At 39.5% G+C, this 26,318-nt stretch carries 22 protein-coding genes, 1 tRNA gene, 2 rRNA genes and 1 pseudogene; 20 read left to right on the top strand and 6 right to left on the bottom strand.

Annotated elements, in window-relative coordinates; all coding sequences use genetic code 11:
• Positions 1–71: 71 nt before the first annotated feature.
• From WCX87_RS09080 to WCX87_RS09065, 4 genes are all read left to right on the top strand, one after another.
• A tRNA-Ile gene (locus WCX87_RS09080) sits at positions 72–148 on the top strand.
• 235 nt (positions 149–383) lie between these two features.
• A 23S ribosomal RNA gene (locus WCX87_RS09075) occupies positions 384–3,296 on the top strand.
• A 133-nt stretch (positions 3,297–3,429) separates the two neighbouring features.
• A 5S ribosomal RNA gene (gene rrf, locus WCX87_RS09070) occupies positions 3,430–3,545 on the top strand.
• A gap of 114 nt (positions 3,546–3,659) precedes the next feature.
• The gene (locus WCX87_RS09065) at positions 3,660–4,925 is read left to right on the top strand and encodes an AAA family ATPase (RefSeq protein ID WP_345979377.1); all 1,266 of its coding nucleotides are present in this window, start codon (positions 3,660–3,662) and stop codon (positions 4,923–4,925) included.
• A gap of 20 nt (positions 4,926–4,945) precedes the next feature.
• Here the strand turns inward: WCX87_RS09065 and WCX87_RS09060 are convergent, their stop codons facing one another.
• Complete coding sequence (locus tag WCX87_RS09060; protein WP_345979376.1) at positions 4,946–5,542, bottom strand: peroxiredoxin; 597 nt, start codon at positions 5,540–5,542, stop codon at positions 4,946–4,948.
• A gap of 155 nt (positions 5,543–5,697) precedes the next feature.
• On the opposite strand from WCX87_RS09060, the gene metK reads away from it, so the two are divergent.
• The 8 genes and pseudogenes from metK to WCX87_RS09020 all read left to right on the top strand — a co-directional run bounded on the left by metK (position 5,698) and on the right by WCX87_RS09020 (position 11,254).
• Positions 5,698–6,855, top strand: coding sequence for a methionine adenosyltransferase (metK, locus tag WCX87_RS09055; protein ID WP_345979375.1), 1,158 nt, complete (start codon positions 5,698–5,700; stop codon positions 6,853–6,855).
• 187 nt (positions 6,856–7,042) lie between these two features.
• Positions 7,043–7,249 (top strand): annotated as a pseudogene (locus WCX87_RS09050) (4Fe-4S binding protein); the annotation flags it as partial.
• Positions 7,250–7,567: 318 nt separating this feature from the next.
• Entirely contained in the window at positions 7,568–7,981 is a 414-nt protein-coding gene (gene ndk, locus WCX87_RS09045) for a nucleoside-diphosphate kinase (protein ID WP_345979374.1), read from the top strand.
• A 90-nt stretch (positions 7,982–8,071) separates the two neighbouring features.
• The gene (locus WCX87_RS09040; RefSeq protein WP_345979373.1) at positions 8,072–8,338 is read left to right on the top strand and encodes a hypothetical protein; all 267 of its coding nucleotides are present in this window, start codon (positions 8,072–8,074) and stop codon (positions 8,336–8,338) included.
• A 19-nt stretch (positions 8,339–8,357) separates the two neighbouring features.
• A complete protein-coding gene (gene rpmF / locus WCX87_RS09035) occupies positions 8,358–8,507 on the top strand; it encodes a 50S ribosomal protein L32 (RefSeq protein ID WP_345979372.1) in 150 nt (49 codons plus the stop codon).
• A gap of 3 nt (positions 8,508–8,510) precedes the next feature.
• Positions 8,511–9,509 carry a phosphate acyltransferase PlsX gene (gene plsX / locus WCX87_RS09030; RefSeq protein ID WP_345979371.1) on the top strand — a complete coding sequence of 333 codons (999 nt, stop codon included), beginning with the start codon at positions 8,511–8,513 and terminating at the stop codon, positions 9,507–9,509.
• Positions 9,509–10,507: a beta-ketoacyl-ACP synthase III gene (locus WCX87_RS09025; protein ID WP_345981107.1), complete on the top strand. Its 999-nt coding sequence runs from the start codon at positions 9,509–9,511 to the stop codon at positions 10,505–10,507. The genes plsX and WCX87_RS09025 overlap by 1 nt, the downstream gene beginning before the upstream one ends.
• Before the next feature lie 39 nt (positions 10,508–10,546).
• Positions 10,547–11,254, top strand: coding sequence for a DUF445 domain-containing protein (locus tag WCX87_RS09020; protein WP_345979370.1), 708 nt, complete (start codon positions 10,547–10,549; stop codon positions 11,252–11,254).
• 8 nt (positions 11,255–11,262) lie between these two features.
• On the opposite strand, the gene WCX87_RS09015 is transcribed toward WCX87_RS09020, so the two are convergent.
• Together WCX87_RS09015 and WCX87_RS09010 are read right to left on the bottom strand one after the other, a co-directional pair.
• Positions 11,263–11,466 (bottom strand): RNA-binding S4 domain-containing protein, encoded by a 204-nt coding sequence (locus tag WCX87_RS09015; protein WP_345979369.1) that lies wholly within the window; start codon positions 11,464–11,466, stop codon positions 11,263–11,265.
• Positions 11,466–12,740, bottom strand: coding sequence for a DEAD/DEAH box helicase (locus WCX87_RS09010; protein ID WP_345979368.1), 1,275 nt, complete (start codon positions 12,738–12,740; stop codon positions 11,466–11,468). The genes WCX87_RS09015 and WCX87_RS09010 overlap by 1 nt, the downstream gene beginning before the upstream one ends.
• 80 nt (positions 12,741–12,820) lie before the next feature.
• Between WCX87_RS09010 and WCX87_RS09005 the strand changes: the two genes are divergently transcribed.
• The 5 genes from WCX87_RS09005 to WCX87_RS08985 all read left to right on the top strand — a co-directional run bounded on the left by WCX87_RS09005 (position 12,821) and on the right by WCX87_RS08985 (position 20,442).
• Positions 12,821–13,315, top strand: a complete 495-nt coding sequence (locus tag WCX87_RS09005; RefSeq protein ID WP_345979367.1) for a DUF2062 domain-containing protein — start codon at positions 12,821–12,823, stop codon at positions 13,313–13,315.
• Between the two features lie 3 nt (positions 13,316–13,318).
• Positions 13,319–15,880, top strand: coding sequence for an aminopeptidase N (gene pepN, locus WCX87_RS09000; RefSeq protein ID WP_345979366.1), 2,562 nt, complete (start codon positions 13,319–13,321; stop codon positions 15,878–15,880).
• A gap of 154 nt (positions 15,881–16,034) precedes the next feature.
• Positions 16,035–17,504, top strand: a complete 1,470-nt coding sequence (locus tag WCX87_RS08995) for an FAD-dependent oxidoreductase (protein ID WP_345979365.1) — start codon at positions 16,035–16,037, stop codon at positions 17,502–17,504.
• A 24-nt stretch (positions 17,505–17,528) separates the two neighbouring features.
• On the top strand, positions 17,529–17,696 hold the full coding sequence (locus WCX87_RS08990; protein ID WP_345979364.1) for a hypothetical protein: 168 nt from the start codon (positions 17,529–17,531) through the stop codon (positions 17,694–17,696).
• Positions 17,697–17,811: 115 nt separating this feature from the next.
• Positions 17,812–20,442: an ATP-binding protein gene (locus WCX87_RS08985; RefSeq protein ID WP_345979363.1), complete on the top strand. Its 2,631-nt coding sequence runs from the start codon at positions 17,812–17,814 to the stop codon at positions 20,440–20,442.
• On the opposite strand, the gene WCX87_RS08980 is transcribed toward WCX87_RS08985, so the two are convergent.
• Positions 20,439–21,188, bottom strand: coding sequence for a response regulator (locus WCX87_RS08980; RefSeq protein ID WP_345979362.1), 750 nt, complete (start codon positions 21,186–21,188; stop codon positions 20,439–20,441). The two genes, WCX87_RS08985 and WCX87_RS08980, sit on opposite strands and share 4 nt — an antisense overlap.
• 242 nt (positions 21,189–21,430) lie before the next feature.
• Here WCX87_RS08980 and hemN point away from each other — a divergent pair, with 242 nt between their 5' ends.
• The 3 genes from hemN to lgt are packed head-to-tail and all read left to right on the top strand — an operon-like array spanning position 21,431 to position 24,905.
• Positions 21,431–22,798, top strand: a complete 1,368-nt coding sequence (hemN, locus tag WCX87_RS08975) for an oxygen-independent coproporphyrinogen III oxidase (protein ID WP_345979361.1) — start codon at positions 21,431–21,433, stop codon at positions 22,796–22,798.
• A gap of 2 nt (positions 22,799–22,800) precedes the next feature.
• The gene (locus tag WCX87_RS08970) at positions 22,801–24,078 is read left to right on the top strand and encodes a (Fe-S)-binding protein (protein WP_345979360.1); all 1,278 of its coding nucleotides are present in this window, start codon (positions 22,801–22,803) and stop codon (positions 24,076–24,078) included.
• Positions 24,078–24,905, top strand: coding sequence for a prolipoprotein diacylglyceryl transferase (lgt, locus tag WCX87_RS08965; protein WP_345979359.1), 828 nt, complete (start codon positions 24,078–24,080; stop codon positions 24,903–24,905). Before WCX87_RS08970 ends, lgt begins: the two co-directional genes overlap by 1 nt.
• Here the strand turns inward: lgt and WCX87_RS08960 are convergent.
• Positions 24,873–25,682, bottom strand: a complete 810-nt coding sequence (locus WCX87_RS08960; RefSeq protein WP_345979358.1) for a peptide deformylase — start codon at positions 25,680–25,682, stop codon at positions 24,873–24,875. The genes lgt and WCX87_RS08960 overlap by 33 nt on opposite strands.
• 30 nt (positions 25,683–25,712) lie before the next feature.
• Entirely contained in the window at positions 25,713–26,243 is a 531-nt protein-coding gene (locus WCX87_RS08955; protein ID WP_345979357.1) for a carboxymuconolactone decarboxylase family protein, read from the bottom strand.
• Positions 26,244–26,318 lie beyond the last annotated feature (75 nt).

Below are 26,318 nucleotides of genomic sequence, written 5' to 3'. Positions count from 1 at the left end.
ATGTTAGTTATTAAGTTGTTTACTTGCTTAGTTTTCAGTGATCTAAGTTCATTCACATTTAGATTATTCTCGGGCCTATAGCTCAGCTGGTTAGAGTGCACCCCTGATAAGGGTGAGGTCCCAGGTTCAAGTCCTGGTAGGCCCACCATTTGAGTTATAAGTGCTTAAAGAAGAGAGTAGAGAAGAAGTTTAATATCAGAACTATGAGTATAGATTTGATATTAGACTTTTAAGTCTAAGAAGTTCATTAAATTATTATTGTTAAAGTCAACTAAAGTAAAGAAATAGAAGCGATTCTATGGATTGAAATTACAACTACAACAGATCACTGTCTTATGTTAAGTAAGGCAGTGAGCGCACGATCTAGAAATAGATCAACTTAGAAAAAAGATATTAAGGGCCATAGGTGGATGCCTTGGCTGGTAGAGGCGATGAAGGACGTATTAGGCTGCGAAAAGCCTCGGGGAGCTGCCAAAGAGCTTTGATCCGGGGATATCCGAATGGGGCAACCCAGCATGGCGCGAGTCATGTTACCCTACGGGGGGCGAACTTGGGGAAGTGAAACATCTCAGTACCCAAAGGAAGAGAAATCAAACGAGATTCCCATAGTAGCGGCGAGCGAAATGGGATTAGGACAAACCAAGTGCTTGCACTTGGGGTTGCGGACTGCATACGGCATTTGAGTCGATAGATGAGCACTTTGGAAAGAGTGGCCATAGAGGGTGATAGCCCCATAATCGAAATCGACGATAAGCTAGCAGGATCCAGAGTAGGTCGGGACACGTGTTATCTTGACTGAAGCAGGGGGGACCACCCTCCAATCCTAAATACTACTACCAGACCGATAGTGAACCAGTACCGTGAGGGAAAGGTGAAAAGAACTGCGGTGAGCAGAGTGAAATAGAACCTGAAACCTATGGCTTACAATCATTCGGAGCACTATTATATATAAGTGTGACGGACTGCCTTTTGCATAATGAGCCTGCGAGTTGTGGTATCTGGCAAGGTTAAGCGAACGCGAAGCCGTAGCGAAAGCGAGTCTTAATAGGGCGACATAGTCAGATGCTGCAGACCCGAAACTGAGTGATCTATCCATGAGCAGGTTGAAGCTGGTGTAAGAGCCAGTGGAGGACCGAACCCATTGACGTTGAAAAGTCTCGGGATGACTTGTGGATAGGGGTGAAAGGCCAATCAAACTCAGTGATAGCTGGTTCTCTCCGAAATATATTTAGGTATAGCCTCGAGCATTAGCATACAGGGGTAGAGCACTGACAGGGCTAGGGCTGCCTACCGCGGTACCAAACCCTATCAAACTCCGAATACTGTATGTGCAACCTCGGGAGTCAGGCGGTGGGTGATAAAATCAATCGTCAAGAGGGGAACAACCCAGACTAGCAGCTAAGGTCCCAAAGTTACATCTGAGTGGAAAAGGATGTGGAGTTGCTGTGACAACCAGGAGGTTGGCTTAGAAGCAGCCATCCTTTAAAGAAAGCGTAACAGCTCACTGGTCTAGCGATTCTGCGCCGAAAATATAACGGGGCTAAGATGTACACCGAAGCTCTAGATTCATAGTTTACTATGAGTGGTAGGAGAGCGTTCCAAGCAGCGTAGAAGCCATACCGGTAAGGAGTGGTGGAGCGCTTGGAAGTGAGCATGCAGGCATGAGTAGCGATAAAAGGGATGAGAATTCCCTTCGCCGTAAACCCAAGGTTTCCTACGCGATGCTCGTCATCGTAGGGTTAGTCGGGACCTAAGTCGAGTCCGAAAGGGGTAGACGATGGCAAATCGGTTAATATTCCGATACCGACGGTTGTTCATTTGAGTGAGGGGGACGCATAGAGTTAAACGAGCTCACTGATGGAATAGTGGGTCGAAGGACGTAGGAAGTAGCATAGGCAAATCCGTGCTGCAATATTCCGAGATCTTACAGGCAATTCAATCTCTTCGGAGAGCGAGTTGAATCGTTGATACTGTCGTGCCGAGAAAAGCCTCTAAGCGAGAACAGCCGTTGCCCGTACCGTAAACCGACACAGGTGGGTGAGATGAGTATTCTAAGGCGCGTGGAAGAACCCTGGTTAAGGAACTCTGCAAACTAGCACCGTATCTTCGGTATAAGGTGTGCCTTTATTGTGAAGAGATTTACTCTTGGAGCAAGAAAAGGTCGCAGCAAAGTGTCCCCCCGACTGTTTACCAAAAACACAGCACTCTGCTAACTCGTAAGAGGATGTATAGGGTGTGACGCCTGCCCGGTGCTTGAATGTTAAAAGGATTTGTTAGCTCTGCGAAGCATTGAATTGAAGCACAAGTAAACGGCGGCCGTAACTATAACGGTCCTAAGGTAGCGAAATTCCTTGTCGGTTAAATACCGACCTGCATGAATGGCGTAACGAGATGGGAGCTGTCTCAACCAGGGATCCAGTGAAATTGTAGTGGAGGTGAAAATTCCTCCTACCCGCGGAAAGACGGAAAGACCCCGTGCACCTTTACTATAGCTTGACATTGCTATTGGGATATTCATGTGCAGGATAGGTGGGAGCCGTTGATGTAGATACGCCAGTGTCTACGGAGGCATCGTTGAGATACCACCCTTGAATATTCTGATAGCTAACTTGGTACGATTATCTCGTGCGAGGACAATGTCTGGTGGGTAGTTTGACTGGGGCGGTCGCCTCCTAAAAAGTAACGGAGGCTTACAAAGTTCGGCTCAGGTGGGTTGGAAATCCACCGTAGAGTATAATGGCATAAGCCGGACTGACTGTGAGACATACACGTCGAGCAGAGTCGAAAGACGGTCATAGTGATCCGGTGGTTCTGTGTGGAAGGGCCATCGCTCAAAGGATAAAAGGTACGCCGGGGATAACAGGCTGATCTCCCCCAAGAGCTCACATCGACGGGGAGGTTTGGCACCTCGATGTCGGCTCATCGCATCCTGGGGCTGGAGCAGGTCCCAAGGGTATGGCTGTTCGCCATTTAAAGCGGTACGCGAGCTGGGTTCAGAACGTCGTGAGACAGTTCGGTCCCTATCTTCCGTGGGCGTAGGAAAGTTGAGGAGAGCTGACCCTAGTACGAGAGGACCGGGTTGGACGTGCCACTGGTGCACCAGTTGTTCTGCCAAGAGCATCGCTGGGTAGCTACGCACGGATGTGATAACCGCTGAAAGCATCTAAGCGGGAAGCCAACTCCAAGATGAACTTTCCCTGAAGTACGCTTGAAGACTACAAGCTTGATAGGCTGGATGTGTACGCAGAGTAATCTGTTTAGCTGACCAGTACTAATAGTACGTTCGTCTTTTTTTTAGCTCACTGCCTTACTTAGTGTAAGAGTGGTCTGTTGTTGTAATACGACCTGTTGACTTTAACAATACTAAACCCCCTGTAAATCCATAGCAATTGGATATAAGCGCATCTAGGTGCTTTTATATCCGATTGTCTAGGTGGCTATAGAGAGAGGGAAACGCCTGGCCCCATTCCGAACCCAGAAGCTAAGCCTCCCATCGCTGATAATACTGCACCTTTCAGGTGTGGAAACGTAGGTCGCCGCCTAGTTATCGGATTTACTACTTCATATCTAATAACAATCAATAAACAATCAAATCATTTTTAAATCATTGTAAAACATAGCTATGTTAAAATTCTTGATCTACATGTAAAGATATATTTTTGAAAAACACTATCGTAACTCATCTTTATAACAATCAAAATGTTTTTTTAACCGGTGGCGCAGGTGTCGGAAAGACGACTTTAGTCAACGATATCATTGATACATTTGAAAAAGATTCCAAAAAAATAGCAAAACTTGCTTCTACAGGAATGGCAGCTACCTTGATCAACGGTCAAACATTACACAGTTTTTTAGAGCTTGGTATATGTAATGATCTGTCTGAATTAGAGCAATCTTCAAAAATAAAAATCACTAAAAAATTAAAAAATATTCTGTCCAGCATCAGTCTCATCATAATAGACGAAATCTCGATGATAAGTTCATCTTTGTTTGATCTTGTAAGATTCAGACTTCTACAAGCAGAGTACAACGGATCCATCTTAGTAGTCGGAGATTTTTTACAGCTTCCGCCTGTTGTAAGGGGCTACGGTTCAGTAGATTTTGCTTTTGAGTCCGAGTCATGGAAAAATTTTGATTTTTTGACAATAGAGCTTACAAAAATCTATAGAGTCGATGATGATAAGTTTATATCTTTATTGAATTCTATTAGATTTGGCCTATTAGACAGTTCATCTGCAGAGATACTGGATGGTTTTGTAAAACCTTTTACAGAAGATCTGAAGAACTTCACTCTGCTTTTTGGAAAAAACAGCAGTGCAGCAGCTCATAATAAAAGACAACTCTCATATATAGACGGTGACATTTTTATCAAAAAGTGTGAAATAATCAAACATGACGAATCAGTTCAAGATGTTCAGATAGAACGCTACCTGTCGGATGCTAGAATCATTAAAGAACTAGAACTTAAGATCGGTGTCCCGGTACTTTTTACAAAAAATGCCTGGAACTACTTTAACGGCGAAAGAGGATTGATAGTCAATATTGATGAGAGATATGTTTACGTACAAAAGAGTGATGCGACTGTCGTGAAACTAGAACAGGTCGCACAGCATAAGACCATCTGGATCGAACAGGAGAAAGAGGGACAAAAAGAGAGCCTTGAAAAGAAACTTTTTTCTATCTATCAATATCCTATAGCTCTGGCTTTTGCTATTACGATCCATAAGTCACAAGGGATGAGTATAAAGGATCTGATAATAGAAACAAATGAGATCTTTGCACCGTCTCAGTTTTATGTTGCACTTTCACGTGCCACATCTGAGAAAAGATTAATTTTGATAAAGCCGAAAAGAAGTTGGAGAGAGTTGATATTTGTAGATAAAAAAGCAGTAGAGTTTACATCTGCAAATAAACCAAGAGCATAGGCTCTCAGTTTATAATAATATTATAGATCTTTTTCGTGTTTTGCTAAGTACTCAGCAACACCTTCAGTAGAAGCTTTCATACCTTCATCACCTTTAGTCCATCCTGCAGGACATACTTCACCATGCTCGTTAGTAAATATCATAGTATCGACCATACGGATCATTTCATCGATGTTACGTCCAAGTGGAAGGTCATTGATGACAGCATGACGAACAGTACCGTCTGCATCGATTAAGAATGAACCGCGAAGTGCTACAGATTCACCGAAAAGTACATCGTAGTCTCTTGAAATTTGTTTACTTAAGTCAGCAACAAGCGGGAATTTTACTCTACCGATACCACCTTTTTCAACTGGAGTTTCTCTCCAAGCAAAGTGTGAGAATTGACTATCAACAGATACACCTATAACATTTACACCACGACTTGTGAATTCTTCGATTCTATGAGAGAATGCGATGATCTCAGATGGACAAACGAATGTAAAGTCTAAAGGGTAGAAGAAAAGTACAGCACCTTTTTTTCCTAGGTTTTCCATTAAGTTGAAGTTCTCAACGATCGAGCCGTCTGCTAAAACTGCTGTTGCAGTAAAATCCGGAGCTTTGTTTGTTACTAACATTTTATTTCCTTGTAAAATTTATTTGTGGAGAAATTTTACCCTATAAATATTAAATAGTTTATTGTTTTTTAAATAATTGTTTTTTTTTAAATATCCTTTAGATATAATCGCCCTGACTTATGAGGCAGGACCTTGTATTTCAATAAAGGAAATCGATGACTAAAGAGTATATATTTACTTCAGAGTCTGTAACAGAAGGGCATCCTGATAAGATGGCAGATCAGATCAGTGATGCAATTCTGGATTATATTATTGAACATGATACGTCGGCACGTGTTGCGTGTGAGACATTGGTATCAAATGGTTTTTGTGTAATTGCAGGCGAACTGAAAACAACGGCTTATGCGCCAATGCAAGAAATTGCCAGAAAAGTAGTCCAAGAGATCGGCTATACAGATGCAACGTATGGTTTTGATTATAGATCAGCTGCCGTTTTAAATGGAATTGGAGAACAATCGCCTGACATCAATCAAGGTGTAGATCAGGCAAGTGGAGAGATAGGTGCCGGAGATCAAGGTCTGATGTTCGGTTATGCTTGTAGAGAAACGGATGTTTTGATGCCGCTTCCTATCTATCTTGCTCACCGTATTACGGAGCGTTTAGCTCAGGTACGTAAAGAGGGTACGGTTCCATATCTTCGTCCTGACGGTAAAGCACAGATCAGTGTTAAGTATGTTGATGAGAAGCCGGTTTCAGTAGAGACTATCGTTATATCTACACAGCATGCACCTGAAGTTTCTCAAGAGAAGATCCATGAAGATATGATCAACGAAGTAATAAAAAAAGTTATTCCGGAAGAGTTGTTAAGTGATAATGTCGTTTACCATATCAATCCTACAGGAAAATTCGTGATAGGCGGACCGCAAGGTGATGCAGGACTTACAGGACGTAAGATCATTGTCGATACATACGGTGGTGCATGTCCTCACGGAGGCGGTGCATTTTCTGGAAAAGACCCTACGAAAGTTGATAGAAGTGCAGCTTATGCAGCAAGACATGTTGCTAAAAACTTAGTTGCTGCAGGTGCATGTGATCGTGCGACTATTCAGGTGGCATATGCCATCGGTGTCGCTAGACCTGTTTCTATCATGGTAAATACTCACGGTACAGCTGTTGTTTCGGAAGAGAAGATAGAAAAGTGTGTGGAAGAGTTGTTCGACCTATCACCAAAAGGGATTATTGTTTCTTTAGACCTGCTTCGCCCAATTTACAGAAAAACTGCAGCATATGGACATTTTGGTCGTGAAGACGATGATTTTACCTGGGAAAAAACCGACAGAGTAGATGATATTAAAAAGTATCTTTCTCTCTAAGAAAAGCCCTTATTTACATGTAATAGAGGTACTATTACATGTAAAAGAAAACATTATGTAATGTATAATAATTACTATATCAAAACAAATGTAACATATTGTTATTTTAGACTGAAATATAGTTGTCTTTTAGCTTGATTTAAAATAGTTTTGTTTATAGTTACTAGAATTAAAAATAGGAGATAACATGGCAGTAATTATTAATGATACATGTATAAACTGTGGTGCTTGTATTGATGAATGTCCAGTAGAAGCAATTGTAGATGAGGATGATAACCCAACGGGTGAAGAACTATATTATGTGTACCCAGATAAATGTGTAGAATGTGTTGATCATCACGATGAGCCAGCATGTGCAACTGCATGTCCAACTGAGGGATGTATCACTTGGGATATGCCATTTGATTCAGCTCATAAAGATTTCTTCTCAGGCGCTAACTATGTTGGCGGTAAAAACTACGTAATGGAAGATGCTGACGCTGAAATGCCATTCCGTTCTGATATTAGTGCTGATGCTCGTAAAAACCGCGAGAACATAGTAGACTAATAACAGTTATTAAACAACTTATAGGTATCTTCACGATACCTATAAATCCTCCCTCTTTTTTTCAAAATATTTACCTTTTAAACATAATATCTGTAGTTTAATTAAAAATATACTTTTATTTGGGTATAATTCCACTCTATTTTTTTATATATACTAGGAGTACTGATGGAACGTACGTTATCTATCATCAAGCCTGATGCAGTAGCAAAAGGTGTTATCGGTAAAATTTTGGATCGTTTTGAAAGCAATGGTCTTAGAATAGCAGCTACAAAAAAACTTCAACTTTCTCGTAAAGATGCTGAAACGTTTTATGCTGTTCACAGTGAGCGCCCATTCTTCAATGATTTAGTTGATTTTATGATAAGTGGACCGGTTGTTGTATCTGTACTAGAGGGTGAAGACGCGATGAAGAAAAATCGTGATCTTATGGGGGCTACAAACCCAAAAGAAGCTGCAGCTGGAACTATCCGTGCTGACTTTGCAGAAAACATTGATGCTAATGCAGTTCACGGAAGTGATTCATTAGAAAATGCAGCTGTAGAAATAGCATTTTTCTTTGCAGAAAAAGAGATTTCGTAATTTACTTTTATGATTATTAATTTCAGAAAAGTTACTAAAACACCGTTAGATTTCAGTATTGAATCTAATAATATTGTTTTTAAAGGTAGTTTGAAGTATGATGGCGAAAATCTTGTACTTTTACAAGCTACTATAACCGGATCTCTTGATCTGGATTGCTATCTTTGTTCAAACGATGTAGTACTTCCGCTTAATGAGAATGTAGAATTCTTAATAAGTGACGGTGCTTATAGCGGTATGAGAGAAGATTATGACGTTGTCGAGTCTTTTGATGGCAATATTAATATTGAAGAGTTATTAAACTCTGAAATAGAGTTGATAAAAAGTGGCTATCATAGCTGTGAAGATTGTAAATAACTAAAGAAAGGAAATAAAAATGGCAGTACCTAAGAGACGCGTTTCACACGCACGTTCTGCAAAACGTAGAACACATTACAAAATTAGTTTAAAACGTCCTGTAAAAGACGTTGACGGAACTTACAGATTACCACACCACATCAATCCAACTACTGGTGAGTACAAATAATCAATGGTGAAAATCGCTATTGATGCAATGGGCGGGGACTTTGGTCCTGAGCCTATCGTAAGTGGAGTTGTTCTTGCTCTTAAAAAAAGAAAGTTTCACCCTATATTAGTTGGTAAAAGAGATGAAATTTTATCTTTATTACCTAAGGGATATAAAGATAAAGTTTCTATTGTTGATGCTGATGATGTGATCAGTATGCATGATGCTGCTACAGATGCTTTAAAACGCAAAGAGAGCAGTATTTATAAAGCTGTTGAACTTGTAAAAGAGGGACAGGCTCATGGTGTTGTGTCAGCTGGTCACAGCGGTGCTACTATGACATTAGCTACAATGAGACTCGGAAGATTAAAACATGTTCTTCGTCCGGCTCTTGTTACTTTGATGCCTACGAAGATGGGTCGTCGTTCAGTTTTACTGGATGTCGGAGCTAATGTAGATTCTAAACCTGAACACTTGGTTCAATTTGCCGTAATGGGTGGATGCTACGCAGAAGATATGCTTAAAATATCTGAACCTAGCATCGGTCTTTTAGCTAACGGTGAAGAGGACTCTAAAGGGAATGAACTTACAAAAGAGGCTTTTAAACTTTTAAAAGGCTATAAAGGCTTTAAAGGTAACGTCGAAGGCAGTGATATCTTTAATGGTAGTTGTGATGTAATTACATGTGACGGTTTTGTGGGCAACTTAGTCCTTAAGACATCAGAAGGTGTTGCATCGACTATCAGTATACTGATAAAAGACTATATCCGTAAATCGCCAATAGCGATTACTGGTGCACTTTTGATGAGAAAAGTTTTTAAACTTCTTAAAAAAGAGATCGATTATGCTGAAGTAGGTGGAGCTCCACTGATCGGTATTAAGGGTTGTGCAATCGTGAGTCACGGAAAAAGTAACCCAAAAGCTATAAAAAATGCTATATTTCAAGCTATTAGATATATAGATACTGGTGTGAATCAACATATTGAAGACCGCCTAGAAGCTATAAAGTCAAAGGAAAAATAATAATGTATGCAGCTTTTCGCTCAATTGGAGCTTATGTACCTGAAAAAATCTTATCAAATGATGATTTAGCAAAGATGGTAGATACATCCGATGAGTGGATAACAAAACGTACAGGTATTAAAGAACGCCATATTGCAGCTGACAATGAGACGACTAGCGATATGGGTGTTAAAGCTGCAAGTCTTGCCATCGAGAGATCAGGCATAGATAAAAGCGAGATAGACCTTGTTGTATGTGCGACGATATCACCTGATTACTTCTGTATGCCTTCAACAGCGACTATCATAACAGATAAGCTAGGTCTTGGAAATATCATGGCATTTGATATATCTGCAGCATGTACTGGTTTTATCTATGCGTTAAATGTTGCCAAAGCCTTTGTTGAATCAGGTCTTAAAAAGAACGTACTTATCGTAGGTGCTGAGAGACTTAGTAAGATTACAGACTACTCAGATAGAGCTACATGTATCCTTTTTGGAGACGGTGCCGGTGCTGCTGTGATCAGTGCGACTGAAGATAAAAGTGAGGCGATCATCGATGTCCATACCGGAAGCGACGGCTCTTACGCTGAACTTCTTATGACACCGGACGGCGGTTCGGGTTCGATCCATGATGGTCTAAGATCAGAGTCTGCAGGTGCTTATATGCAGATGAAAGGTAACGAGACGTTTAAGGTAGCTGTCAGAACATTGACAAACGATGTAAAAGAGATACTTGAGACGAATAATATCGCATCTGATTCTATTAAACATTTTGTTCCTCACCAAGCAAACTATCGTATCATTAAAGCTGTCGGGGATGCACTCAATATGAAAGATGAGCAGGTCGTTTTAACTGTCGCAAAATATGGAAACACTTCAGGTGCTTCTATACCGATGGCAATAAACGACATCTATGAAAGCGGAAGACTTCAAAGCGGCGATATGATGCTTCTTGATGCATTCGGCGGCGGTCTGACTTGGGGAAGTGCACTCGTTCCTTTTTCTCCAAAAAAATAAGTTTAGCAATCTCGATTTTAATCCAAAATAGAGGTCTATATGTTAAATAAATCTTTTATAACTAATCTGATATCTATCATCCTGGTAGGTGTCTCCTTTTTACTTCCTACTGAATTTTCAAAATACTTTTTATATGCCGGTCTTTTTGCACTCTCCGGTTCTATCACGAATCAGCTTGCAATTCATATGCTGTTTGAAAAAGTCCCTTTTCTTTACGGTTCGGGTGTGATCGCTTCGAAGTTCGAAGCGTTTAAAGCAAGCATAAAAGAGCTTATGATGAGAGAGTTCTTTACAAAAGAGCAGCTTGACGGTTTTTTTGCCAAAGAGGAGAAGAAGTTAGATCTTGTCCCGATCATCGAAGAAACAGACTTTTCACCCGCTTATGATGCCCTTACTAAAACTGTTATGGAATCCTCTTTTGGAGGGATGCTTGGGATGTTCGGCGGAGAAAGAGCTCTGGAAGGACTGCGTGAACCGTTTAGCTCAAAGATGAAGACAGCCGTGATAAATATCGTGCAGTCTGATGCATTTAACGCAACCCTGCAAAATCACCTTCAAGGTTCTACCCTCAGTAACGATATGCTTGATTCGATCGAAAAAGTGATTGATACAAGACTAGCAGAGATTACTCCGCAGATGGTCAAAGAGATGGTCGAGAGTATCATAAAAGAACATCTTGGATGGCTTGTCGTCTGGGGCGGGGTCTTTGGAGGAATCTTAGGAATTGTCAGTTCGATACTGTTGTAAAAACAGTATCAGATGACTTTGATAGTCACTTCTGCGATCTCTATGATATCGCCTGAGACTATTTTTGCTCTTTTTCTTAGCTCTATCTCGCCGTTTCTTCTGACATGACCCTCAGCGATCAATATCTTTGCTTCGGCACCGCTGTCTACTAGGTCTAAGACCTTTATCAATTTATACAGTTCTATATAATCATCGGTTAATTTGAATTCCATTATCTTGGAGACCTTTTAGTAATTTTTCTTTTCTTTTGCACTGCAGGTTTTCTTTTCTGAGGTGCTTTAGCTGAGTCTGTCTTTTTAACAATTTTTTTCGGACGGTTTGGTTTTATATCATCACTTGCAGCTTTTTTGGTGATATCGACTTCAAATCCTTCGACTTCTACTCTAGGTACTTTTATATGCATGAGTCTTTCAATGACCTTCATCTGCTCTTTTTCATTGATATCAAGCAGGGTGATCGCCTCACCGTCATGTCCAGCACGTCCAGTTCTACCGATGCGGTGGATGTAGTCCTCAGCAACTGAAGGAAGCTCGTAGTTGATCACTTGCGGAAGCTGTTCTATATCGATCCCGCGTGAAGCGATATCTGTCGCGACTAAGACTCTTATCTCTTTTTTCTTGAACTTTGTAAGTGTCTTGTTTCTTTGAGCCAGAGTCTTGTCCCCGTGGATCACTTCAGCTTTTAAGCCGTCAAGTTTCAGCTCTTCGACTAAAATATCCGCACTTTTTTTCGTACGAGTGAAGACAAGCACCTGCTGGTAGTTTTTCGAACCGATCAAAAACGATAAGAGTTCGGCTTTTCTATCTGCATCGACAAGGTAGATAAGCTGATTGATCGCATCAACTGTCTTATTTTGTTTTGCAGTCTCGATAAACTCCGGTTTTTTTAGGATAAGACGTGAGAGCTTTCTTACTTTGTCATTATATGTCGCAGAAAAAAGAAGAGTCTGATGTCTTTTTGGAAGTTCGGCGTGGATCAGTCTGATGTCTGTGACAAATCCCATATCAAGCATTCTGTCCGCTTCATCGACAACAAAGATCTCAAGGAATTTAAGATCTATACTTTTGTTTAGTATATGTTCACGAAGTCTTCCCGGAGTCGCGATCAGTATATCGACGCCATTTTTTAACTGTTTCTCCTGTGATTCCAGACTTTTACCGCCGACAAGAAGCGATATGGACTGATTCATATATTTTGCGTACTTGTCTGCTTCATCTTTTATCTGTATTGCCAGTTCGCGTGTAGGTGTCATAACGATCACTCTGACAGCTTTTGATGAAAGAGGTTTGTTGTCTCTCAATCTTTGTATGATAGGAAGTAAAAATGCGGCGGTTTTTCCGGTACCTGTCTGCGCCGTCGCAAAGATATCTTTTTTTGCAAGAACTAAGCCTATAGTTCTGTCTTGTATAGGGGTTGGCTCACTATAGCCTAACTCGCTGATTGCATCTAGTATAGGTTTGATAAGACCAATTTTTTCAAATGACATCTGTAAATCCTTTTGGTAACGTAATTTTACCATTTTAATTGATATAATTACAGCAATATTAGAAGCAATAGGTATATTTTATGGTAAGAAAATTTTTTAAAAAAAAGAGTTCCGGCGGTAAGCTTGATCAGTTTATAGAAAAATACAATATTCCAAGAGCTTACCTCTCGACAAACAGAAAAAACATATCAAAAGGCGTTTTTATAGGGCTGTTTATAGGATTTATTCCTATGCCTATGCAGATGCTTGCCGTAGTGGCGATGATGCCTTTTGTAAAGTTTAATGTCCCTATCGCTATCTCTATGGTCTGGCTTAGCAATCCATTTACTATGCCTGCTATGTACTATATGGAATATCTCACAGGAAGCTTTTTCTTAGGCACGGAAGTTGCACCCGTTGAGATGACGATGCAGTGGTTCAGCGATAACTTAAAAAATATATTTATCCCGCTTTATGTAGGGACGCTTTTTTATTCGGTGACAGTTTCGACTGCGATGTATTTTCTTATAAACTTTTTATGGCAGCGTTCAGTTCATAAAGAGAGAAATTCAGCGAATGATGAGGGTGAGGAGTAGAAGTTGAGTAAACATAAAATGATTTTTTTAAAAGATTACAGAGCACCGGATTTTACAATCGAGAACTGCTATTTAGAATTTGATATATTTGAAGAGCATACTACGGTAAAGAATATTATGCTGGTGAAGCAGCAATGCAGTGAGATCCGTGATATCAGACTAAACGGAGTCGATTTAGAACTTATCTCTTTTAAAGTAGACGGTAAAACACTGAGTGAAGATATGTACAAAGTCGATGAACAGAGTCTGACACTCTACAATGTACAGGGAACTTTTAATCTAGAGGTAATAACAAAGATCTATCCGCATAAAAATACGGAACTTGAGGGTTTATATAAATCTAACGGGATGTTTTGTACTCAAAATGAACCCGAAGGGTTTAGAAGGATCACCTACTTTCTAGACAGACCTGACGTGATGGCAAAGTACACTACAAAAGTGATAGCGGACAAAAAATACCCGATGCTGCTTAGTAACGGAAATAAAAAAGAGAGCGGTGAGTTAGAGAACAACCGTCACTTCTGCGTGTGGGAAGATCCTTTTGCAAAACCGTCTTATCTGTTCGCTTTAGTTGCAGGAGATCTTGGTTTTGTAAACGACAGCTTCAAGACGATGAGCGGCAGAGATATCGAGCTGAATATCTACTGCGACATAGGAAACGAGTCCAAATGTTTTCATGCGATGGATTCACTGAAAAAATCTATGAAATGGGATGAAGAACAGTATGGACGCGAGTACGATCTGGATATATACAATATCGTAGCAGTGGACAGTTTCAATATGGGAGCAATGGAAAACAAAGGTCTCAACATCTTTAATTCCCACTATGTCCTGGCTGACAAAGAGAGTGCGACGGATCAAAACTATATGGGCATCGAGAGCGTTATTGCCCATGAGTATTTTCATAACTGGACGGGAAATCGCATTACATGTAGAGACTGGTTTCAGCTGACACTTAAAGAGGGGCTTACAGTCTACCGTGATCAGACGTTCAGTGCCGATATGAACTCTCATGATGTCGTCCGTATAGATAATGTAAAATCACTCCGTGAACGCCAGTTCGTAGAGGACGCAGGACCGACGGCTCATCCTATTCAGCCTGATTCCTATATCTCTATGAACAACTTCTATACGGCTACCGTTTATGAGAAGGGTGCTGAGATCATAGGTATGTATCATACCCTTTTAGGTGAAGAGAACTATAAAAAGTCTATGAAACTGTATTTTGATACTTTTGACGGACAGGCAGTGAGAGTAGATGATTTCTTCTGGGCGATGGAGCAAAACTATAACGGAGACTTGACGCAGTTTAAGAGATGGTACCACCAATCCGGTACACCGACTCTGCATGTCAGCGAAAACTATGCCGATGGTACGTTGAAGCTTACATGTAAGCAGATCATACCAGTGACGGTCGAAGGCAAAGAACAGCTGCCGTTCATGTATCCTTTTAAAATAGCTTTATTTTGTGAAGACGGAAGATTCATAGAAGAAAAAACATTGATAATCAAAGATGAAGTAGAGGTCTTTGAGTTCAACGGTCTTACATGTAAACCGAAACTCTCTTTAAACAGAGGTTTCAGCGCGCCGATAAAAACAGTATATGCACAGCAGGATTATCCCTTCTTGATGAAATATGACAATGATAGTTTCAACAGGTATGAAGCGGCACAGGAGTTTGCACTTCAGACTCTTAATGCGATGATAGATGGTGAGAAGATCGACGAGTCGTATGTCAATGCATATAATGAGCTGCTTGATGCTGATGTGGATCTGATGTATAAAGCACAGCTTTTAGAACTCCCGAGCATATCCAACCTTATGCAGACAAGAGAAGTGGTCGATTTTCAAAGATTGTGTGATGTCCGAGAGGAGCTTACAAAACATATCGCACTAACATATAAGGATAGTTTCTTAGATCTTTACAAGAAAAACCATGATAACGAAGATGAATCTATCTCAAGCAAGGCGATGGCAGCAAGAGCTCTTAAAAATAGAGCATTGCAGTTTCTCTGTTCACTAAGAAGTGATGATATCGGAGAGATCTGTAGTGAACAGTACTACTTATCTAAGACTATGAATGATAAAGTGATCGCACTTTCACTTCTTGAAAACTTTTATAGCAAAACGGCTGAAAAAGCTTTAAAAGATTTTTATGACAAGTATAAAAATGATACATTGGTCATGAACAAGTATTTTGCGATTATATCTTCGGCAAAAAGAGATGATGTTCTCTCTCGTGTTATCGATTCACAAAGAGATGAGGTCTATGATGAAAAAGTACCGAATCTTGTCCGCTCTTTAGTATATACATTTACGAGAAACTACAGTTATTTTCATGCGAAAGACGGTAGTGGATACAAGTTTATAGCGGATAAAATAATTGAGATAGACAGGATAAATGCACAGATAGCATCGGGCTTGGCAGGTGCTTTTAAGATATACGGGAAACTCGACGTTTATCACAAAAATGTGATGAAAGAACAATTAGAACGTATAATTGAAACAAATAATCTATCAGACAACACTTTTGAGATAGTTTCCAAAATTTTAGATAAGAAATGAAACACAACCAATAAATAGGATAATTTTTTAAAAAATTAAGCTTTATTTTTGAAAACTAGCACTACAATGATAAGACATTATAATACTATCATGAAATATTCTTGTTGAGTAGTGTTGTGATTTTTAGTTATATTATTTGATACGAGGAGTAGGCATGGCAAGATTAGTTGTTCTTGGTGGAGGGGTTTCCGGTCATACAGCCGCTACATTTGCAGCGAAATGGTTAGGTTCTGAGCATGAGGTTGTTGTTGTAACACCTAATGCAAAGTGGAACTGGATTCCTTCAAACATCTGGGTTGGTGTTGGAGAGATGAGTAAAGAGGATGTTACTTTTGACTTAGCACCTGTATACCAAAAAGCAGGTATAAATTATAAACAAGCAAAAGCAGTTTCTATTAATCCTGAAGGTAAAGAGGGTTCTGACAAACCTTTCGTTACTGTTGAATATACTGGACAAAACAAAGTTGGTGAGAGTGAAGAAGTCGAATATGACTATTTGATCAACGCAACTGGTCCAAAACTAAATTTTGCTGCTACCCCAGGTCTTGGTGATGCTAACGGTTTAGGCGAATTTACGGTTTCTGTTTGTACTGCGGATCATGCTGTTCATGCAAATGAAGAGTTCCAAAAATGTATAGAGAAGATGAAAAAAGGTGAGCGTCAAACATTCCTGATCGGTACAGGTCACGGTATGTGTACATGTCAAGGTGCGGCGTTTGAGTACATCTTCAACATTGAACATGAACTGAAAAAAGCGGGTGTTCGTGATTTAGCTGATCTACAATGGATCTCTAACGAGTCTTTCCTAGGCGATTTCGGTGTTGGTGGACTTCACATGAAAGCTATGGGATTTGCAGTTAGTTCTAGAATCTTTGCTGAGTCACTATTTGCTGAGCGTAATGTTGACTGGACTATCGGTGCACACGTTAACAAAGTTGAAAAAGGCAAAGTTACATATGAACTACTAGATGGTTCAATGGGTGAGAAAGAGTTCGATTTCGCAATGCTTATTCCTCCGTTTGCAGGTGTCGGTTTAAAAGCTTTCGCTAAAGACGGTTCAGATATCACTGCTACAGTATTTGCTCCAAACGGATTTATGAAAGTTGATGCAAACTATGCTGCAGGTGCTTATGAAAACTGGAAAGCTAGTGACTGGCCTCGTACATACCAAAATCCTACATACAAAAATATGTTTGCTTGTGGTATTGCATTCGCTCCTCCACACGGTATATCTAAACCGATGACTTCACCAAACGGAACACCGATCAATCCTACTCCACCACGTACAGGTATGCCTTCAGGTATTATCGGTAAAGCGGTTGCGGGCAGTGTTTGTGACTTGATCACTAAAGGTGAGGGCGCACATTTACATGAAGCTTCAATGGCTGAGATGGGTGCTGCATGTGTTGCATCAGCTGGTAAAGGTCTGTTTAACGGTACTGCTGCAGCTATGACTATCTACCCAGTTGTACCGGATTTTGAAAAATATCCAGGAACTGGTCGTGATACAGATTATACATTTGGTGAGATCGGTCTTGCAGGTCACTGGATTAAACATATCCTACACCACCTGTTTATCTACAAAGCTAAACTAAATCCGGGCTGGACTCTAATTCCAGAATAAACAAAATAAAGAAAAGGAAAGAATATGTCAAAATATGGTGAAAAAAATATCAAAGCTTACGGAAATAACTTTACTACAATGACACCTGGTCCATTCGCAAAATGGATGAGAACTTGTGTTATTTGGCAGTTTTTACGTTTTATAGCTATAAACATCAAGATGATCATAGTTGTTGGCAAAAGCCACCACTAAGTCTTCACGAATCGGGTTTTTCCCGATTCAAAATCTTTTTTAATCTCTTACTTTTTACTTTATTAAGTCTCAACTTCTGTATAATATATAATTATTAATCGACTAGGTAACAATCATGAATGAACTTTTAAATTTGAAATCAAATATATCGACTTTAGAAAATGGAAAATCATCTATCATCTCAAATTGGGTAGAGTATTCTATTCCGCAATCTATACTTCTGCATCACAATATAGACAGAGAGGTCTTTATAAAAAACTATGCCGATAATGTATTTGACTATTTTATGGGGGTAATAAAAGGTGTCGTTCAGATAGGAGATTGTCCTGTAGTCGAAGAGTTTTTAAAATATTTAAAAGATAGAAATATAAGTTCAAAAGAGCTTTTTATGATCTGCAGTCATTTTAAACTCTCTATGGTGGAGTATTCATACGAAAAAGATATTAATACAAAACAGCTTTTTAGTGAGATCAGTTATGTATTTGATAAAAACTTTTCAAAAGTCTTGGAAATATATTCTGATACGATCTATGAAAAAGATATTGAGATAGGGAAGAATGTCGAGCTTTTAGAACAGTATATCTATGCATTAAATGAGAGTGCTCTTGTATCAAAAACCGATCAAAACGGATTTATTACACATGTGAACTCAAAGTTTATGACACTGTGCGGGTATGAAGAGCATGAACTTATAGGCAGAGCTCACAGCGTAATGCGCCATGAAGATATGTCTAAAGCATTTTTTAAAAAGCTTTGGGACACCATACAGTCTAACCAGATCTTTACCGGGACTATTAAAAACAAAAGCAAGGATGGCGGTTACTTTTATATCGATACATCGATAATACCTATAGAAGACCCTTTTACGGGCAAAAAAGAGTATATGGCCATAGGTTATGAAGTAACAAAACTGATAGATGCCAGACAAAAAGCGATAGAAGCAGACAAAGCAAAAGACTATTTCCTTTCCAATATGTCTCATGAGATTAGAACTCCTTTGAATGCTATACTTGGATTCGTATCACTTTTAAAAGATGAAAATATTTCGCTAAAACACAAAAATTATCTTGATATTATCCATAACAGCGGAGAGAACCTTTTAAATATCATCAACGATATCCTGGACTTTTCAAAACTGAGAAGCGGTGAATTTACGATCGAACCGAAGATCTTTAATTTGGAAGAGGTCTTGTCCCATACCATGGAATTGTTTGTCGCTTCAGCACATCAAAAACAGATAACGATCATCAGTTTTTTAGACCCGACAATCCCTTCAGAGATATTAGCCGATCAGTTAAGACTCGGTCAGATCGTTTCAAATTTTTTAAGTAATGCCATAAAATTCACTCCTATTAACGGGATAATTGAAGTCGATGCTATATATGAAGATGGGTATATTAAAATATCTGTCGAGGATTCCGGTGTCGGAATAGCACAAAGCGATATGAGCAAGATATTTGATGCATTTACACAGGCACAAAACAGCATTATAAAACGAAGCGGCGGAACGGGTCTGGGACTTTCGATATGTAAACAGCTGGCTGAAATAATGGGCGGATATATTGATGTAGAATCAACGGTAGGAAAAGGCAGTAAGTTTACTTTGAATCTTCCTATTGTCGTAGTCAATAGCGAGATGCTGAGTCTAGACTGCAAGATGCTTCAAGATAAGCAGATCGCTTTTTATGTAAATGAGAAGACAGATAAAAGAAAACTTGATATATTTAAAAAGTATTATATGCAGATCGGTGTCGAACTCAATCTTATAGAAGATATTAAGCAGAATCATTACGATCTGCTCTACTTTATGGACAGCGATCTTGATGACGCCCTGAGATATCAGGTCATTCAGAAAAATAAACCTTCCATAGCCATAATGGAGTATATGGATGATAGTTATGATCTTATAAATAATATATCCAACCTCTGCTTTCCTATTTATCTGACAAAACTCAGAGACAGGACGTTAGATGCTTTAGGTCTGAGCGAAGCGTATAACCAGCAAAAAAGCAGTTCAAAAAATATTAAAAGGTTTAACGGACATATTTTGGTCGCTGAGGATAATGAAGCGAATCAGGAGCTTATAAAGATTATTTTGGATAAGTATGGAGTTACCTACGATATTGCAGCAAACGGGGTCGAAGCAGTAGCGATGTTCCGTGAGAACAGATATGATCTTGTCCTGATGGATGATCAGATGCCTATTAAAAATGGTTTTGAAGCGATAGATGATATAAGGTACTATGAGGAAGCAGAGAATCTAAAGCATACGCCTATATCGACATTGACAGCAAATGTCATCAAAGGTTCAAAAGAGAAAAGCCTGGAGAGCGGATGTGATTATTTCCTTGGAAAACCGATTATTTTAAAAGAGTTGGAGATGGTCTTTGAGGACTCTTTAGAGAGGGGCGATGAAGAGGAAAGCGGAGCACACTTTGATCTTGAGACATTAAAAGATGAACTTCAGCTTGATTCGGAACAGTTACAAGTATTGTTAGGGATTTACATCAAAAAAATGGATGATACTCTTCCTAAACTCAAAGATGAGATAGCGCAGAGAAATTACTATAATATATCAAGATTGGCCCACTCCATCAAAGGTTCGAGTGCAAATTTTAGGCTGGAAAAGATTCAGAAATATGCACATGAGATGGAGATAAGCTCAAAAGAGGAAAATGATACTTATGACTACGAAGAGTGTATCGAACAAATAGAAAAGGAGTATATGAAGATTAAAAACTTTTAATCTTCTATATAGTAACCCATACCGGATGCATTTTTGATGATATCCGTGGGAAGTTTATTTCTTAGTCTCCATACAAGTGTACGAACGCTGTTTTCAGTAGCTCCGTCATCTTCCCAGACATAACTGATCGCCTGTTCAAAACTGACGACTAGACCAAGCTGTGCTACTAAGAGACGGATAAAAGAGTTCTCTTTTTTAGTCAGTTTGATCTTTTTCCCGTTATAAAAAGTCTCACAGACACTAATATCAAGATGATATCCGTCACCGAAAGGAACGATAGGCTTGTCCACCATCTTTTTACTGTAAAGAAGTTTTTCCAAGTTCAGTTTATCGACTTTTAGCGAATCAAGACTCTCATTTCTTTTCTTTTCCTGATCATATTTATAAAGAGCCATCTGTATTGTCGCATGAAGATTCGCCGGATCAAATGGTTTTATAATATACCCGTATGGTTCTGTCTTACTTGCGTCTTCAATGATATGATCATCTGTATGAGCTGTTAAAAATATAAACGGCATAAGCTGTTTTTCACGTATATAGTTTGCTAACATGATCCCGTCATTGCTCTCTTGGAGCGATATATCAATAATAATTATATCCGGATCATATACTTTGATCTTGCTTTTTGCACTTGTAGCATCGTCTGCTATCGACGCGACAGAATATCCCTGTTTTTCCAGAGACATCTTTAGGTTCATTGCAGTTACTTCATCGTCCTCTACAATTAACACCCTCTTGTTTTTCATAACTTGTCCTAAAATTCTATTATTTGAAAAAGTGATAATTTCATATCTGTTAGTATACTGAAAAAGTGATATTATTTAAAGGGTTTATTACAAAGTTATCACATTGTGTGTTGAATGTAAACATAAAAACATAATATTCATCTTAGTAACTTCTTACATGTATATATATTCAATTCGTTTTATTACATATTCAACACATATTTGCCATAATCGCGTTAATATTATTAAAAATGGATCTCTTTATGTTAGATTTTGCAAAATTTACGAAATACTCGAAGCCTGGACCGCGATATACCAGCTATCCTACGGCTTTGGAGTTCAACGATAATTTTAGATATGACGAATATATAAATAAGCTTGAATCACAAGATAAGACGCGTCCTTTATCACTCTATTTTCACCTTCCATTCTGTAGAAATGCCTGTTACTTCTGCGGATGTAATGTCGTGTTTACGTCAAAAGAGGAAAAGAAGGTACGTTATATAGACTATATGCGCCGCGAACTAGAGATCCTTAGCAAACATCTTGACACTTCAAGAGAGGTGATCCAGATGCATTTTGGCGGCGGAACACCTACGTTTTTCTCAGCTGAGCAGTTAAATGAGATCATCACGATGATAAAAAGTCATTTTCCAAACTTTGCAAAGGGTGCTGAGGTAAGCTGTGAGATAGATCCGCGTCATATCGATGAAGCGCAGATGAAAGTGATGAGCGATGCCGGATTTAACCGTGTGAGTTTCGGTATTCAGGACTTTAATGAAAAAGTTCAAGTAGCCGTTCATCGTGTTCAGCCGTACGACATCACTAAAAATGCTATGGACCTTGCAAGAAAGTACAATATGGTCTCTGTTAACGTCGATCTGATCTACGGACTTCCGTATCAAAATCTTGAGACTTTTAAAGAGACGCTTGAGCTTTCTTTGACACTTGATCCTGACAGATTTGCGGTCTTTAACTACGCGCATGTCCCTTGGCTGAAAAAGACGATGAGAAAGATCGATGAGACGACTCTTCCGACACCCGAAGAGAAGCTTCATATCATGCAGTACACGATAGATTTCTTTACATCTCACGGATACAAGATGATCGGAATGGACCACTTTGCTAAACCGGAAGATGAACTCTTTAAAGCGATAAAGACAGGCGAACTGCATAGAAACTTCCAAGGCTATACGACAAAAGGCGGAGCTGACCTGATAGGCGTGGGACTGACTTCGATAGGTGAGGGTGTGGATTACTATGCTCAAAACTTTAAAGATATGCATGAGTATGAAGCAGCCATCGATGAAGGGCGCCTTCCTTTTGAACGCGGAGTCCTTTTAAATGAGGACGATATGATCCGTCAGTATGTGATCATGGAACTTATGAGTAACTTCAAGCTTGATATCAAGCGTTTTGAAAAAGAGTTTAACGTCGAGTTTAAAACATATTTTGCAGATGCTATCGAAGCATTGAAACCTTTTGCCCAAGAAGGGTTACTGACTATGGATGATGAGCATATCGTTTGTTCTGAGACCGGGACTCTACTTATCAGAAATATATCTATGCCGTTTGATGCGTATATGAAAAAGCATGCGGCAAGCCAAAAAACTTTCTCTAAAACGGTGTGATTATGCAGACAAACGAGATATTTGATTTTAAAGCGACTTCGGATGCGTGTGTTAAGTGCGGGAAGTGTATCCCGGTCTGTACCATCCATAACGTCAATCCCGATGAGGTAACGTCACCTCGTGGATTTATCGATCTTTTAGGTGCGTATCAAGATGGTAAACTGGATCTTGACAAGAACGCCAAAGAGATATTTGAGAGCTGTTTTTTATGTACGAACTGTACGGATGTATGTCCGAAGTCTCTTCCGACAGATATGGTCATCGAGCAGGTACGTAACGATATCCGTAAAAAGTACGGGATCGCTTGGTTTAAAAGAGCATTTTTCTATCTTTTACGCCATAGAACGACTATGGATATTCTGTTTAAACTCGGGTACGTCTTTCAGACCTGCGGGTTTAAGATCCGTAAAGAGATCGAGTCTATGGAACCTAGATTTTCTATGCCTATTATCAAGAAAGACAGACTTCTGCCGAGTATGGGGAAAAAGTCTTTTCTAAACTCTCATCCTGAAAACATATCTAACGGCGGTAAGAGAAAAGTAGCCGTGTTCATCGGTTGTCTGGGGAACTATAACTATCGTCAGGTCGGTGACTCGCTGCTAAAGATCTTAGAACATCTGGAGATAGACGCATTTTTGGCGAAGGCGCAGAAGTGTTGTTCGGCACCTGCATACTTTACGGGTGATTTCGATACGGTGGATTACCTGGCTAAGTATAACATCGAGTACTTTGAGAAGTTTATCGACGATGTCGAAGCGGTCATCATTCCTGAGGCTACATGTAGTGCTATGATGAAGATCGATTACGACCATTACTTTCACGATCAGCCTGAGTGGCAGGAACGTGCAAAAAAGGTCTCTAAAAAGATCTTTATGGCGACTGAATGGTTAGAGACACATACACACCTTTCTCACCTTTTGGCTTCCAAAGGAAAACAAAGCGTGGATGTGACATACCATGACCCGTGTCATGCAAGAAAGATGCAGGGAGTCTACCAAGAACCGCGTAAACTGATCTCTCAAAACTACACGATTAAAGAGATGAGCGATCCGAATGCATGTTGCGGATTCGGCGGTGTGACTATGCAGACTGAGAAGTACCATTTTGCAAAAGCTGCCGGAGTACCTAAAGCTGCGATGATAAAACAAAGCGGGGCGCAGGTAGTAAGTGCGGAGTGTAGCGCCTGCCGTATGCAGATAAACAACTCCATGTATCAAGCAGATGTAGATGTAGTGTTTAAAAACCCTATCGAACTTATCGCCGAGGCTCTAGAGAAATAATGCAGTTTTGGAACGATATCTATGAGCATTTTAACCCGATAGCTTTTCATCTTTTTTCTATACCGGTTCACTGGTATGGACTGATGTATGTCTTAGCTCTTGTCACAGCCTTATATATGGCAAAGTGGATAGTGGAAAAAGACAATATCGATATCACTAAAGAGCATCTTGACAGTTTTTTTATCTATGTAGAGATAGGTGTGATACTCGGAGCACGTCTGGGATATATCCTCTTTTATGATCCCGATACGCTTTATTACATCGGACATCCGTGGCAGATATTCAATCCTTTTAAAGAGGGCGAGTTCGTCGGGATCCGGGGTATGAGTTATCATGGTGCACTTTTTGGATTTTTGATAGGTGCCTACCTCTTTAGTAAAAAGAACAAAGTCGGGTTTGGCAAGCTTATGGATATTGTAGCTCTTGCAGTCCCTCTTGGGTATGTCTTCGGGCGCATAGGTAACTTTTTAAACCAGGAACTTGTAGGGCGTGTCACTGATGTCAGCTGGGGTATCTATGTAAATGGAGTCCTGCGTCATCCCTCTCAGCTTTATGAAGCGTTTTTAGAGGGTGTTGTTGTATTTATCATCATCTACATGTACAGAAGATATAAAAGATTTGACGGCGAACTGATACTCTTATATGCATTTTCTTACGGGATACTTCGAGCGGTTGCGGAGATATTTAGAGCACCTGATGTTCAGATAGGATACATCTGCTGTGATACGATTACGCTTGGACAGACACTAAGTCTATCCATGGCGCTGCTTGCAGTGGTACTGTGGTTTTATTTTTTACCAAAGAAGAAAATAGTTAGCGGCAAATAGGATAACGATTCTAATAAAAGCGATCGCTGTAGAGCCTATGATATTTCCTATCTGGCAAGATGTACAGTGTTTGTACTGTTTACCCTCGTACTGAGCGTAAAAGAAGTAGAATATCAGCAACGCAGTCATTGCAAGCATAATACTGTTTTCTACAGTTATAAGAGTTGCAATACTTGCTTCGTCTATAAAGAACTTCGCACCAAGGGCTACAAATCCGATAGCGAACAGTATTCTAAATGCAAGCAGGATCCTGTCTCTTTTAAAGACAGTCGGACAATCGTTTTTCATTATGGCATCTGTTCCGAACTCCAGTTTTGAGTCAAAAAGTTTTTTCTCTGCGTCATCCATTCTAACTCTAAAGTTCGCACCAAACAGATAGTCTAGTTTTCTTTGAAGCGTGACAGCTAAGTCACCTTCGGCATCAAGGAACTTTTGATTTTGATCTCTGTCCTCATACATAACTTTGATCTTCTCATAGCGTGTTGTAGTGGCACTGAGTCCAGGGAAATATGCTGTTGTTTCAGTCGGATTTATTTTTCCCTCTCTTTTTATGATCCTTGGATTAATGATCTCTAAAAATTCTCCGTTATCTTGTTTGATTACGATTATAGATAGCGGTGAAGCTATCTGAAACGCTGAAAGAGCATCTAGATGATTTGCTTCCATCGTGTCTTTTAGATCTTCTATGACACCAAATAGTTCATCATTAAAATGTCTGACATTCGCACCATACTCAAGACTTGGAGTCGTCGGATATGTAACAATTTCTCTTACCATTTTTATCCCTGTTTTTTAGTATTTTATAGTTTACTCACCAAGTGCAAATACGTTAGATAGAGTATTAATATAGTTAAAGTAGCCCGTTATAGCAACGGCTTCAAGAATTTGAACATCATTATATCCAAATTCTTTTAGTGCATCTATCTCATGTTTTTGTATCTTGTAGTTATCTTTTTTAGAAGCTTTGATACAAAAATTCAGAAGTGCTTTTTCAGCTTCTGTCGTCTTGATACTTTCGACTCCCTGTAAGATCTCTTCGATTCTCTCTTCTGTGAGTCCGAGCATCTTTGCTATACTTTTATGCACATCGACACACATCTTACATCCGTTTTCTTTAGAGATAAGCAGAGCGATAGCCTCTTTGATGTCATATGAAAGTGTTGTTTGGTCTAAAAGATATTTTTGAACCATCATATCAGTCGCAAAATATATCTTTTCATCTAATGCTATCAGTTTGAATATCTCTCCCAGCTGTCCTGTCTTTTCTAAAATGGGTCTTGCTTTTTCCTGTATGCTTGGACTCATCTCTTCAAATTCCGGTAGTTTTATGTGTGCCATTTCATCTTCCTTTTTTAGTGTTAAAAACGTTAAGTTCTACTTTACGTTAAAATTATAATGTATAATTCTTAATTA

This window comes from Sulfurimonas sp. HSL3-2 (genome assembly GCF_039645965.1).
GTDB classification, from domain to species: Bacteria; Campylobacterota; Campylobacteria; order Campylobacterales; family Sulfurimonadaceae; genus Hydrocurvibacter; species Hydrocurvibacter mobilis.
This window is presented reverse-complemented; position numbering and strand designations above follow the sequence as displayed.